The sequence below is a fragment of the Pseudoalteromonas sp. S1609 genome (genome assembly GCF_005887255.1).
GTDB lineage: Bacteria > Pseudomonadota > Gammaproteobacteria > Enterobacterales > Alteromonadaceae > Pseudoalteromonas.
Window position 1 is genome coordinate 75,255 of record NZ_PNDJ01000043.1, and the last position, 13,483, is coordinate 88,737.

General features: G+C 39.6%; 13 protein-coding genes. 3 read left to right on the forward strand and 10 right to left on the reverse strand.

What is annotated here, in order from left to right:
* The 6 genes from CWB76_RS12075 to CWB76_RS12100 form a co-directional block, all read right to left on the reverse strand.
* Positions 1 to 1,218 (reverse strand): BCCT family transporter, encoded by a 1,218-nt coding sequence (locus tag CWB76_RS12075; protein WP_138607895.1) that lies wholly within the window; start codon positions 1,216 to 1,218, stop codon positions 1 to 3.
* Positions 1,219 to 1,383: 165 nt separating this feature from the next.
* Positions 1,384 to 3,051 carry a choline dehydrogenase gene (betA, locus tag CWB76_RS12080; RefSeq protein ID WP_138607897.1) on the reverse strand — a complete coding sequence of 556 codons (1,668 nt, stop codon included), beginning with the start codon at positions 3,049 to 3,051 and terminating at the stop codon, positions 1,384 to 1,386.
* 9 nt (positions 3,052 to 3,060) lie between these two features.
* Positions 3,061 to 4,524 carry a betaine-aldehyde dehydrogenase gene (gene betB / locus CWB76_RS12085; RefSeq protein WP_138607899.1) on the reverse strand — a complete coding sequence of 488 codons (1,464 nt, stop codon included), beginning with the start codon at positions 4,522 to 4,524 and terminating at the stop codon, positions 3,061 to 3,063.
* 1 nt (position 4,525) lies between these two features.
* Positions 4,526 to 5,101: a transcriptional regulator BetI gene (betI, locus tag CWB76_RS12090; RefSeq protein ID WP_138607901.1), complete on the reverse strand. Its 576-nt coding sequence runs from the start codon at positions 5,099 to 5,101 to the stop codon at positions 4,526 to 4,528.
* 439 nt (positions 5,102 to 5,540) lie between these two features.
* The gene (locus CWB76_RS12095) at positions 5,541 to 5,843 is read right to left on the reverse strand and encodes a hypothetical protein (protein WP_138607903.1); all 303 of its coding nucleotides are present in this window, start codon (positions 5,841 to 5,843) and stop codon (positions 5,541 to 5,543) included.
* A complete protein-coding gene (locus tag CWB76_RS12100) occupies positions 5,843 to 6,100 on the reverse strand; it encodes a DUF3081 domain-containing protein (RefSeq protein ID WP_138607905.1) in 258 nt (85 codons plus the stop codon). Before CWB76_RS12100 ends, CWB76_RS12095 begins: the two co-directional genes overlap by 1 nt.
* 146 nt (positions 6,101 to 6,246) lie before the next feature.
* Between CWB76_RS12100 and CWB76_RS12105 the strand changes: the two genes are divergently transcribed.
* Positions 6,247 to 7,527, forward strand: a complete 1,281-nt coding sequence (locus CWB76_RS12105; RefSeq protein WP_138607907.1) for a flavohemoglobin expression-modulating QEGLA motif protein — start codon at positions 6,247 to 6,249, stop codon at positions 7,525 to 7,527.
* Between the two features lie 72 nt (positions 7,528 to 7,599).
* On the opposite strand, the gene CWB76_RS12110 is transcribed toward CWB76_RS12105, so the two are convergent.
* From CWB76_RS12110 to CWB76_RS12125, 4 genes are all read right to left on the reverse strand, one after another.
* Entirely contained in the window at positions 7,600 to 8,403 is an 804-nt protein-coding gene (locus CWB76_RS12110; protein WP_138607909.1) for a DUF1338 domain-containing protein, read from the reverse strand.
* A 28-nt stretch (positions 8,404 to 8,431) separates the two neighbouring features.
* On the reverse strand, positions 8,432 to 9,898 hold the full coding sequence (astD, locus tag CWB76_RS12115) for a succinylglutamate-semialdehyde dehydrogenase (RefSeq protein WP_138607911.1): 1,467 nt from the start codon (positions 9,896 to 9,898) through the stop codon (positions 8,432 to 8,434).
* Positions 9,899 to 9,906: 8 nt separating this feature from the next.
* Entirely contained in the window at positions 9,907 to 10,941 is a 1,035-nt protein-coding gene (gene astA / locus CWB76_RS12120; RefSeq protein ID WP_138607913.1) for an arginine N-succinyltransferase, read from the reverse strand.
* A gap of 69 nt (positions 10,942 to 11,010) precedes the next feature.
* The gene (locus CWB76_RS12125; RefSeq protein WP_138607915.1) at positions 11,011 to 12,216 is read right to left on the reverse strand and encodes an aspartate aminotransferase family protein; all 1,206 of its coding nucleotides are present in this window, start codon (positions 12,214 to 12,216) and stop codon (positions 11,011 to 11,013) included.
* A gap of 190 nt (positions 12,217 to 12,406) precedes the next feature.
* Between CWB76_RS12125 and CWB76_RS12130 the strand changes: the two genes are divergently transcribed.
* Both CWB76_RS12130 and CWB76_RS12135 read left to right on the forward strand, forming a co-directional pair.
* Complete coding sequence (locus CWB76_RS12130) at positions 12,407 to 12,835, forward strand: Lrp/AsnC family transcriptional regulator (RefSeq protein WP_138608036.1); 429 nt, start codon at positions 12,407 to 12,409, stop codon at positions 12,833 to 12,835.
* 254 nt (positions 12,836 to 13,089) lie between these two features.
* Positions 13,090 to 13,467: a hypothetical protein gene (locus tag CWB76_RS12135; protein WP_138607917.1), complete on the forward strand. Its 378-nt coding sequence runs from the start codon at positions 13,090 to 13,092 to the stop codon at positions 13,465 to 13,467.
* Positions 13,468 to 13,483 lie beyond the last annotated feature (16 nt).

A 13,483-nucleotide genomic window follows, 5' to 3' on the forward strand; every position in this document is an offset into this window, starting at 1 on the left:
CTAGCTGATAGTTTCTATTTTTGTGTAATCAATTTTATTCGCTTTAGGCGATCCTTCGATATTGCTGACTGTTTTAAATTTGCTGTAGGCAATAAAACCTAAGCAGATAAAGAATAAGCCAATAACTAAAGCACCAACCCATTGAATTTGCAAAAACTCAAGTTTAAATAACAGTGTCAATAATGATAAAGCGATAACGTTCATAGCAATATATTTAAATTTGCCTAAGCGTTTTACAGTTAAGTTCAAATTATCTGTGTATAGACGGATCAGTGAATCAAGCGAGTTAATAACAAACACGATACCTACAAACACCATGGCAAAGTTTTTAATGCCTGCGGTTGGAATACCTGCCTCGTGGTAGTGATATAACACACTAAACCAGATAGCGATTGGTATTGACGGGAAAATCAACATAGCGCCCAGCACTTGATATGTTTTTAAACCACCAACAAAACGCGATGTAAACTGGCCAATCATGATGCTCCACGCAAACCACCAAAATAGATAAAACTCATGGTAATCATTCAGTGGTAATACAAATTCATTGATGTTGGCGAAGTAATTGCCAATTAAACCGATATTTTGAGTAAATGCAGAGAGTTCGCTATCGCCAAATAAGAAGGCATCAGCCCACATAAAACTAATTAATGCGATAAACAACCAAGTAGTAGCAATACTTAAAAAGCGAACATATTTAATATCGGTACTTGAATACACCGCAAAACAAATAGCGGCAAGTACAATTAAGTAAAATGCTGGAATAACACTTGAGCCATCACCAAGTTCTGGTATATACCACGGTAGATTGCTTAGTAGTAAGTATGCGGTAAACGCACAAGTACCAATAATGACCACGTTGTTTAAAAATTTAACCCATGGAATTTCAAAAAACTTCACTTTGGGCTCTATTACACAGAAATAAAAGCACGTAAGAAAATAAAATCCCCAAATTAAAAATCCCCAATAACCAAACTCAATAGAGAGCGGGTTGGCAAATGCATATTCTGGGCTTGCTTTTATGTCTGCATAACCGGCAAATTCGGTTAAAGGAAACATAATAAGGCCAACATCTAGGCCTGAGGTAAATAGGATTGCTATAAAGGTGAATGTTCTCACTGGTGTGACGCCTACTACGCGTACATTGCCCCATTTTATTAAAATAGTAACAATGGCAAGTAAGGTAAAAATAATGCCAGCATTAAGCCAAATAGTCATTATCGCCCTCCCAGAATGAATAAAAGTAACACATATATACTCCGTTTTTTATTGTGCTTGCATTAACACCGGCATAACCTATTTATGCTTGTGAGCCACTGCAAGGTACATAAAGGCACTCTTTAAGCATTTTGCTTACGAGAGAGGCCTTTATGACAGGCTAAATTAAAAGGTTTTATTTCGTTGTGTAGTTTGCCAATCAGTGGCATTCACAACATCAACTCCTGTATGAGCTAAGGGCTTATTTCCTAGAATAATATCCGCGGCTTTTTCGGCCACCATAATCGTAGGGGCATTTAAATTACCGTTCGGTATGGTCGGAAAAATTGACGAATCAACCACACGTAAGCTTTGTATGCCATGCACTTGAGTGTTTGAGTTAACCACGGCCATATCATCTTCACCCATTTTACAAGAGCAAGAAGGGTGATAAGCACTTTCTACGGCTTGGCGAACAAAGGCATCAATTTGCTCATCAGTTTGAACTTGTTGCCCTGGTTGAATTTCTTCACCACGAAATTGGTTAAATGCTGGTTGTTCAATGATTTCGCGTGTTAAACGTACGCACGCTCTAAAGCCTTCAATATCGTCTTGATGCTCTAGGTAATTAAATACAATTTTAGGTGGCTGTGTTGGATCAGCTGATGCAATAGTGACACTGCCTCGGCTCTTAGGCTTGTTATGGCCTACATGCACTTGAAAACCATGCCCTGCAAAAGCACTACGACCATCGTAACGCATAGCGGCCGGTAAAAAGTGATACTGTATGTCAGGCCATTCAACACCTGGCTTTGAGCGAATAAAGGCACATGATTCAAAATGATTAGTTGAGCCTAAGCCTTTGCGAGTTAGTAGCCATTTTGCGCCAATTAAACCTTTAGAAAACAAGCCTAACTTACCGTTTAAAGTAATCGGTTGTTTACACTTATATTGAAAGTAAAACTCTAAATGATCTTGCAGGTTTTGGCCTACACCTGGTAAGTGATGTTTTACTTCAACGCCTGCTTTCTCAAGTGCTTGAGTATCACCAATACCTGAAAGCTGTAGTAGGTGTGGTGAACCAATAGAGCCTGCGCTTAAGATAACTTCTTTATTTGCTTTTGCAGTTTTAACCGCGCCATTAAGCTTGTATTCAACGCCGGTTGCTTTTTTACCATCTAAAATAACGCGCTGGGCAAGAGCACCTGTAACGATTGTTAAGTTGCTACGATGCTTAATAGGATCTAAATATTCTCGAGAGGCTGAGCTACGCACACCGTTTTTAACGGTCATGTGCATAGGGCCAAAACCTTCTTGCTGAGCACTATTGTAGTCATTTGTTGTTGAATAACCGGCCTCTGCACCCGCTTCAATAAATGCAGTGTATAACGGGTTCTCCATGTTATTGCCGTTATTAACACCTAGCGGACCTTTGCCACCACGATGGCTATTTTCACCTAGGTAAAAGCTTTCTGCTTTTTTAAAATACGGTAAACACGCTTGGTAATCCCAGCCGTTAGCACCGTGCTGTTGCCATTCATCAAAATCTTTAGCGTGGCCACGCACATACACCATGCCATTAATCGATGATGAGCCGCCAAGAACTTTACCGCGTGGGCAATGCATTTCACGGTTATCTAGATGTGGCTCTGGTTGCGTATGAAATTGCCACGCAAACTTATCTGTATTCATTGGAATAGAGAGTGCCGTTGGCATTTTTATAAAGATGCTTTTATCGCTGCCGCCGGTTTCAAGTAACAATACCTTGTTACTTGAATCTTCAGACAAGCGATTTGCTAACACACAGCCTGCTGAGCCCGCACCTACAATAATATAATCAAAAGAGTGGTTCATGATGATTCCTTAAAACGGGCTTTCTATGTCGGCCATGCCAACATAAATAGATTTAGTTTGTGTGTAATGATCTAGAGTCTCTATGCCATTTTCACGACCAATACCCGATTGCTTATAACCACCCACTGGCATCTCTGCTGGTGAGTTACCGTAAGCATTAATCCAACAAATACCGGCTTGTAGTTGATGAATTACGCGATGAGCGCGTTTAATGTCGCTGGTGAAAACGCCTGCAGCTAAACCTAAGTGAGTGCCATTAGCGCGGGCAATCACATCATCTTCATCATCAAAGACTAAAACGCTCATTACTGGGCCAAAAATCTCTTCTTTAACGATAGTCATTTCATCATTGCAATCAACAAACACAGTCGGCGCTACAAAATAGCCCTTTGGCGCTGCTTCTGGAGAAAGCGTTGAACCACCTGTTAATAGTGTTGCGCCTTCTTCAAGGCCTTTATTAATGTAGCTCATTACTAAATCTTGATGCTTTTTAGAAATAAGCGCGCCAAAGTTAGTGTTTAGATCTTGTGGGTCGCCGGCAATAATATTGTTTTCAGTGCGTGTTTTAAGTTCATGAATAAATTGTTGGTAAACATTTTTGTGTACGTAAATACGGGTACAGTTAGTGCAAATTTCACCTTGGGTATAAAAGTTACCTAGCATAGCGGCACTTACTGCTTGCTCTATATTGGCATCATCAAATACTAGTAATGGCGATTTACCACCGAGCTCCATAGTCACATCTTTTAATGTGCCTGCAGCACTGGCTACAACTTTTTTACCTGTACCTACTTCACCAGTAAACGATACTTTATCAATATCTTGATGTGCAGTAAGCCATTGACCTACTTCGCCCGCGCCTTGCACTACATTAAATACGCCAGCAGGAACGCCTGCTTCAATAAACACTTCGGCTAATTTAATTGCGCCAAGTGGTGTTTCTTCAGATGGCTTAAAAATAAATGCATTACCCGCTGCAAGAGCAGGACCTGACTTCCAACATGCAATTTGTAATGGGTAGTTCCATGCACCAATACCTGCACAAATACCTAGAGGTTCTTTGCGAGTATAATAAAAATCATCGCCAACCATTTGCTGTTGACCAACTTGTGCAGGGGCAAGGCCTGCGAAATATTCAATAACATCTGCGCCTGTTTCAATATCTACGCAGTTAGCTTCTTGCATTGGTTTACCAGTATCGAGAACTTCAACCAGGGCAAGCTCGTCATTGCGCTCGCGTAAAATAGCAACGGCGTTTAATAAAATACGGCTGCGCTCAATAGGGGTCATCGCTGACCAAACTTTAAAGCCTTGTTTTGCACTTTCTATCGCTGCGTTTTGAACATACTCATCAGCGACTTCAACGGCATAAATTACCTGGCCGGTTGCAGGGTTTACTACATCAAATGTTTCGCCGCTTTTATTCGCAAGGAATTGGCCGTTGATAAAGTTTTGATAAATAGGTGTAGTCACGTTAGGCTCCATATTGCTTGATAAGTGAATGCACGTAGTTTTTAGCCAGTGATTCACTGTGTTTAAACTGATTTTCGTCTGATTGGCTTAATACGGCACGAAGCCATAAGCCATCAATCATTGCTGCGGTTAATTCGGCCGCGAGTGTCGCTTGCGCCAAAGGCATTAATTGCTTAAATGAAACGGTTAAATTGCTCTGCAAGCGTTTGCTGTTTACTTTTTGTAAACGATGAAGTTCCTTATCGTGCATTGATTGCGCCCAAAAACTTAGCCACGTCCGAGTGGTATCTTTTCGTTGTTGTACGAGCGCAAAGTTTGATTCAACAATAAACATTAACCTTTGAGTTGCAGTGGTGTTTTCATCAACTTTATTAATTAAGTCGTCTTTCAAGTTCGAGAGTAAATAACGCACAGTTGCTTCAATTAGCCCCTGTTTCCCACCAAAGTAATGACTAATTATGCCTGATGACATTCCAGCATTTTTACTAATGCTATTAATTGTAGTCGCTTGAAGCCCTTTTTGAGCAACTGATTCTATAGTCGCGTCAATTAGCTGCTGACGCCTTACAGGTTCCATTCCAACTTTGGGCATAATTTTTATTAATTGAACGTTCAATAAAGATTAAGCTTAAGGTAATAGCTCTAACAATTCAAGGCTTGTGTAAATAGCAAGAGAGTAAAGTATGGATAAATGATTAACAAAATGAGTATTAAATGATGCAAAATTAACAACATAATGATTTATATAAAATCAATAAATAACAGTGGGTTATATTTGTTTTTTGTGTTTGCTTATATAGTGTAATTAATTGTTTACGAGGTAAGAGAAACTTTTAGTGATTTATTTGTTAGTGCGTTAACTATTAGAGTACTAATTGTATTTTTTACCAGCAGGGTAGTTATGTGAAGGTAAAACGAATATATCTGTTTTTCCGATGAAATACCGATTATAGAAAGGGAGATGGGAGGTAAATTAACCGAATGTTAACCTAAGAAGGGGTAAAGCAAGGTGCTGTTTAGGTTTCAACAACACCTTTAAATAGAAGGGGATAACGTCTTAAGCGATTGCCAATATAATCATCGGCCATGATCTGTTCACAAATTTCGTCGATGTTATCAGTAGCTTCAAACACCCAATCAAAACGTTCAATCGCGAGCAAAAAACCGCGCTTTAAGTGTGTTTGTTCGCGGTAATAAGCAAGGTTATTTTTTATCAGTTGCAGCTTTTCAGGTTCAGCTTTTAATTGCGCAATAACTTGGTGAATAAACTGTAAATTGCGTGAACCAGTTGGCCTATTTCGTCTATTTGTTGGTCGCATTATTCTTCGTTAGCTATGTTGTAGAGTTTCTTCAAAAAATCGTCTTTGTGTTTGTCATGTTCATAATCTAAGTGATAGGTATTATGAAATCCAAAACGTAATAATACCCCACTACCTTGTAAGTAAACGGTATAGCCGTCAATATCAGAAAATGCAGTGACCCCCTGATAAAGCTTACCTTCTTCTGTGGTTTTACCACGTTGCTGGATACGTTCGTAAACCGCTAGAATCTGTTTGTTGTCGATTTCATTTTTCATTGTTTATACCTTTTATTTATTCTCTCATACGGGGTAAATATGCGGGTCGATCATCATAAAAACAATAGTCAAGAATGTGCGATATTGCTTTGTTATTTTCAATTTATAAATTATGCTCAAAGTTCACTTTATGCTGAGCTTTTACCATGATAGACAAAGCGTTACTTTTAAAAACTCGTGAATTATCCGACCAACTTATTGCACTGCAAACCCCCATTAGAATACTCGATGCAATTAATTGGGATAAACAGACTAAAGAAGAGTTTTTTAGGCAAAAATGTCAAAAAAATCCTCTGATAGATCGTGCCTATTACCAGCAGCGCGATTTAGGATTTGTGCCCAGTGAGTTGCGCCAAGCATTTTCAACACTGCACCGTAATATTATTAATCAGTTGGGACAATTAAACCCAATAACCCAATATATGGGTAAAATGTGTGGTGAATATAAAACAGTGCTTAATATGCTGGAGCATCGAGGTACTGGCGAATTTCATGACTTGTCGGTAGAGCTATTTGGTCACCCAAAAGATCTTTTTCATGCTGGTGAGCCTTCGTTATCTGAGCTTGCTAATATGCTCGAGCAGCCATTAAAAAGTTTACTTGATGCGAACATTTTGCCTGAAGATCCTAAAAATATTGATGCCAGTGATGCGGTGCGGATTTTATCTGAACAAGTTAATGCCAGTATGCAAGGCATTAATGTGGAAGTAATGCTAAGTGACGGAATTGTCAGTGATGCGGCAGCAGGAGCTAACAATATAAAGCTTAATCAAGATGTTAAGTTTTCTCAGCGCGAATTAGATATTTTAGAGGTACACGAGGGCTGGATCCATGTAGGCACCACTCAAAATGGCTTAGCGCAACCTTATTTAACTTGCTTGAGTAAAGGCACGCCAAGCTCTACCGTTACCCAAGAAGGGCTTGCAGTACTGACCGAAATAATTACTCTTAAATCAACACCACGTCGCTTATCTAAATTAGTAAACCGTATTCAAGCGGTCACCAAAGTGATTGATGGTGCTGAGTTTGTAGATATATACCGAGATTATGTAGCACAAGGGTTATCAAAAGACGACAGCTACACCCTTGCACAGCGTGTATTTAGAGGTAGCACCGCAACCGGCTTACCGTTTACTAAAGACATTGCTTATATAAAAGGCTTTGTATTGGTTTATAACTTAATTCGGGTGGCGATACAGCTTGGCAGAATTGACCAATTACCGCTATTGCTGGTGGGTAAAATATCAATTGATGACTTTAGGTTAATATCGCAACTGCATGATTTAGGTGTGATTGAAAACCCACAATTTGTGCCGCCTCATTTTAAAGATTTAAGAGGACTTGCTACGTGGCTGAGCTTTGGTCGTTTTATTGGTAATTTGTCATTTGAACAATTAGAAAACGACTACAAGCCGTTGTTTTTATGATTTATAAGTGAGCTTTTTCTCAGAAACAAAAAAAGCCCAAAAATGGGCTTTTTTTAATTTAGCACAACACAGTTAACGTGCGTTGGTGCTCTCGAAAATTTTGTCTGCAGAGGCTGCAACAAATCCAGTGTAAATTTCACCATCTGGTTTTGGATAACGAATAGCAAACTCGTAAAAACAGCTAGGAATGCGCATATCGCCATCGCTAAAGGTCACAGCGTATTCATCAGCTAATGTTGATGATTGCTCTAATAGCACCTCTGGTGAGCCTTTTACTTCGCCTCCTGAGGTATTAAGTGCAAAACCTGCATCTTTAAGAGCTTGGTTTACATCATGGATGTTATCAAACTTAGCTAAGGTATTAATGTTCACAGTAAAGTGATTTGCACGGTAACCCCACGCAGACATCCACGCCGCATATTCGCTCTCAGCTAATAACTTTTTGTATGTATCGGTGCTTACTTGCCAATGTGTGCCCGAATATAAAAAGTTATCGGCAGTCACAGCGCTTTCGTCAATTTGTGCAACCATATCAGTAACGATAGCTTGAAGCTCAGGCGAACATTTTTCAACTAATAATTCAGAAATAAACACTTTAGGCTGTGTCGGCTCGCTATGCTCATAATGCTTGGCGTAGAGTTTTTTTGCTTCAAAGTGGTACTCACCACATTCTTTATAACCAATAGCTAAAAAGTGCGCAGCTAGTTTTTCAAGGCCTACTTTTTCTATGTTAAAAGTACGCAGTGCAATATGGTCGTTAATAATGTCGTCTTTTTGCGTTGAGCCTAATAAGTCATGAATTTTATCAGCTGATGGCGTTACTGTTAGGTAGTTTTGCCATAAGTTATCAAATAATGTGTTTACATCAGTATGCATGGTAAATCCTTAAATTTTTCTAAAATTGTTATTCAATTATTAAGCCCGGCGCGAGGGTTTGCGGTAAATTAACTTTTTCTGACTCTACTGAGGCCACTGGGTATGCGCAGTAATCAGCAGCATAGTATGCACTAGCTCTGTGGTTACCACTGGCACCTATGCCACCAAATGGCGCTGCGCTTGATGCGCCAGTAATAGGGCGGTTCCAGTTAACAATACCGGCACGAATACGTTTTAAAAAGTGGCTGTAATCATCTTCGCTGTCTGCAAGTAAACCTGCAGATAAACCAAAGCTGGTGTTGTTCGCCTCTGCTATAGCGCTATCAAAGTCAGTGTAGCGGTATACTTTAATTAGCGGGCCAAAGTGTTCTTCATCAGCGATTTCATCGATATTAGTGACATCAATAATACCAGGGCTGACAAACCCAGTGCCTGGTTTTAATTGTTTAAGCTCAACGAGTACCTCAGCACCTTGTTTAACTAGGTCAGCTTGCGCTGCAACCATGCCTAACGCGGCTTTTTCACTGATCATGGCACCCATAAATGGTTGTTCGGCTGAAAAGCTATCATCTACAAGAATATTTTTGGTTGCGCTGATCAGCTTTTCTAAAATCGCATCGCCATTGGCTGATTTTTCAATAAATAATCGACGTGAACAAGTACAACGCTGACCCGAAGTAATAAAGCCCGATTGAATAATATCGTGAACGGCGGCGCTCACATCAGCAACATCTTTAACCACCAGCGGATTGTTACCGCCCATTTCAAGCGCTAAGATTTTACCTGGATGGCCTGCAAATTGTTTATGTAATAAATGGCCTGTGTTTGAGCTACCAGTAAAAAATAAGCCATCGATATCTTGATGTGAGGCAAGCGCTTTACCTGTCTCTAGTTCACCTTGAACAAGGTTTATAACTCCAGCAGGTAAGCCTGCTTTTAGCCACAGCTCTAAGGTAAACTGGGCTACATGAGGAGTTAATTCAGATGGTTTAAACACCACGGTATTACCCGCTAATATAGCAGGGACTATATGACCGTTTGGTAAATGCCCAGGGAAATTATATGGGCCAAAAATAGCCACTACACCATGTGGTTTGTGGCGAATAAAGGCTTTTGCGCCAGGCATTGGGTTTTCGGTTGTGCCAGTACGTTCATTGTAAGCACGGATAGCAATAGCAACCTTGCCTGTCATCGCACCGACTTCTGTGCGCGTTTCCCATAGTGGTTTGCCTGTTTCACGAGCAATAATGCTAGCAAATTCTTCGCTGTGTTCTTTTAATTGGGCAACAAAGTTTTCTAAAATGGTAATACGTTGTTCAATTGGCATATCGGCCCATTGAATTTGCGCGGCTCTTGCCGCTTCAATAGCACTGCTAACTTGTTCGGGGCTGGCACCATTACCTTGCCAAACAACTTCGCCATTACTTGGGTTAACAGAATTAAAAGCAGGGCCTTGGCCTGCGTGCCATTGGTTATTAATTAGTTGTGTGTTCATAAATAGTGTTACAGGCGGAAAAATCGCGCTGCATCTCCTTGATTTAAATGAAGTGCATCAGCTACTTCTTGGCTGATAACTAAGGTGTGCTTTGCTTGATTATAATGAGCGTGTTTAGTGAACGTGGCTCTAAAGTCGCTAACTCCTTGATTACAAATAGCAAGGGTATCTGAGCTTTGCTCATTAATATGTTCAAGTTCACCAATGGTAATAGGGCAAACCTGTGTATCACGAATACTGCGAATATTACCGAGCTTTGCCTCTACCGTGGGGCCTGCGTCAAATAAATCAACGTAGCCACAATGTTCAAACCCTTCTTTTTCAAGTAACTTAAGTGCAGGCTTGGTTTTATCATGGACATGGCCAATCACCGCTTGTGCCTTTTTACTTAGTAAGTTTACATAGATAGGGTATTTAGGCATAAGTTCGCTAATAAATACTTTATCGCCTAAGCCTACTAAGTGGTCGGCTTGTGGAAATTCAATACTAAAAAAGTGTTCTTGTAACCATTGCCAAAATGGAGAGTGCCCCTGGTCATCACTCACGCCACGCATTTCAGCAATTACAGTGTCGGCAAAGCGTTCACTATGCTGTGCCATAAATAAAAAGCGTGAACGTGATAAAAATCGACCTGTTAAGCCTTTTCTGCTGTCTTCACGTAAAAATAAAGTACATATTTCTGAGCAACCAGTGTAGTCATTACACATACTTAAAATATCAACGGTATTGTAAACGCCTAAAGTGGGTGAATGATGGACGGTTTTACCTAAATGGTAATGGTACAAAGGTACAGACAAGCCGACGGCTGCTTCAATGGCGGTAGTACCAATTACTTTGCCAGTGTGACTGTCTTCTAAAACAAATAAATAGCTTTCGTCGATAGGCTTATCAACGTTTTTAGTAAAGCTGTTTTGTGCACGGTCTATTTTTTCTTGTAGTTGCCCATCATCGACAGGTAAAGAGGTAAAACCATGGCCTGATTCAATGGCAATCTCTTTAAGTGCTGCAAAATCATTGACAGTAATAGGACGTAATACTTGCATTAATTACTTGCTCCAATAAAGCCCTGAGGTAAACATTTATCTCAGGGCTTAATATGTTTTACTTAGTGATTAACCGTTTACAACTTCGCTCACTGCTTTTTCAAAGCGAGCTAAGCCTTCTTTAATATCTTCAAATGGGATCACTAATGAAGGCGTAAAGCGGATAACGTTCATTCCGGCGACTAAATTCATTAAACCGTTGTTAGCACTTGCGACTAAAAAGTCGCGAGCACGCCCTTCAAACTTCTCATTTAATACCGCACCAATCAGTAAGCCTTTACCGCGTACTTCACTAAATACATGGTATTTTTCGTTAATAGTATTTAGACCATCACGGAACATTTGCTCACGTTCTTTTACGCCATTTAAAATCGCAGGGGTATTTACTGTGTCAAAAGCCGCTTCTGCTACAGCACACGCTAATGGGTTACCACCGTAGGTAGAACCATGAGTGCCTATTTTTAGGTGAGCTGCAATGTCAGTAGTGGTGATCATCGCGCCAATTGGGAAACCGCCACCTAATGCTTTAGCCGTGGTTAAAATGTCAGGAATAACATCTAGGCCTTCGTATGCGTATAAGTGACCTGTACGGCCAACACCCGTTTGCACTTCATCAAAAATTAGCAGTGCGTTATGCTTAGTACACAGTTCACGTACTTTTTGTGCAAATTCATTGGTTGGTGGCACAATACCGCCTTCACCTTGTAATGGCTCCATCATTACCGCACAAGTATCATCACCAATTAAGGCTTCAAAAGCGGCAATATCATTGTAATCACAATGAACAATATCAGCAGGTTTTGGACCAAAACCATCAGAGTAAGCGGCTTGGCCACCCACTGTTACAGTGAAAAAAGTACGGCCATGAAAGCCTTTATTAAAAGCGATAATTTTAGATTTTTCAGCACCAAATTTATCCAGTGCAAAGCGACGCGCTAATTTTAAAGCCGCTTCGTTTGCTTCAGCTCCTGAGTTTGCAAAGTAAACTTTTTCTGCAAAGGTCGCATCAACCATTTTTTTAGCTAAGCGAAGTGCTGGCTCATTGGTCATTACATTTGCTAAGTGCCAAATTTTCTCGCCTTGCTCTTTAAGTGCGCCTACTAATGCAGGATGGCAATGACCTAAACAATTAACCGCAATACCACCGGCAAAATCGATAAATTCGTTATTATTTTGATCCCACACGCGTGAGCCTTCACCACGAACCGGAATAACTGCAGATGGGTTGTAGTTAGGGACCATTACGTCGTTAAATAAATCTCTGGTTACTTGCATTTTTACACCTAAATTAATCACATAAAAAAATACGTTGCTGAAAAATAACGCTAAGCTCAGGCTTATTCAGCAATACAATGCGTTTTACTTGTTAAAAGTGTCATTATCAAAGGTTATGAATTAAATTTGCAGTGCTATTTTGTGAAAAATGATTAGAATAATGGTCAAATCAACGAAACTTATTAGCATTATGATAACTCCCCAAGATGAAAAGTTACTATCAGTATTAAAAATGAACGCTCGAGCGAGTATTTCTGATCTAGCTCGGCATTTAAATTTATCACGCTCAACAGTGCAAAGCCGTATGCTCAAGTTGGAGCAAAGTGGGGTAATTAAAGGGTATAGCGTTGACTTTGGAGATGATTTTTTAAATAGCTTGGTTTCTGCGCACGTCTCTATAAAGGTTATGCAGAAGCTAACGACAAAAACCAACGTTGAGTTAAAGCAAATAGATGCTATATCTCAGTTGTATGCAATTAGTGGTGAGTTTGATTTAATTGCCATTGTTGAGGCTCAAAACCTTGAGCAGTTGAGCCATTTACTGGACGATATAGGTAATTTAGATGGCGTAGAGCGTACTCGTTCATCGGTTATTTTAGAAACTAAATTTAAGCGTTAATTTGATTGTTTATCACCATTCAGTGAGTATTAATTATTTGCATTTAAGCCTACTTAATTGTAGTCTTCTCATTATTAGGAACAAGGATTGTTTTTACCAAATCAATAGGCTCTTCGCCTCTTCGTTTGCCACAATCCCCAAGTATTGAATAAACCTGATAAATATACTTATTACATGTATAAACCTTTGTTGGTTATACTATGTAAAACAGGGTGTTTTGGAAAAACTGCTCAAACACATTACAAGGAAATGTTATGAAATACACAACACTAGCTGCTGCAGCCTTATTAATAATAGGTGGCTCATATTTAAGTGCGAAGGCCACTTTATTTGACTCAAGCGATAATATAACGGTTGAAACTTACAGCGATATATTTTTCAAACTAGAATCCTCTCCCATCAATATTGATGAGATTATTACTGGTGCGAGTCAGTTTGCCAATAGCTTATGTGATGAAAGTATTTATCAAGAAGTCATTGGAGAGTCAGTAAACTCATGCAAGCAAAAATTCAAACAATCACAAGCGCAGTGTGCTGACTTTATTACAAAAAATAGTGAGGTTATGTACACTGATAAAGTGGCTATAACGCTGGTATCTGAAAAATTTATAAATTGTATGACTAATAGTTAGGTTTCCTTTATTTAAG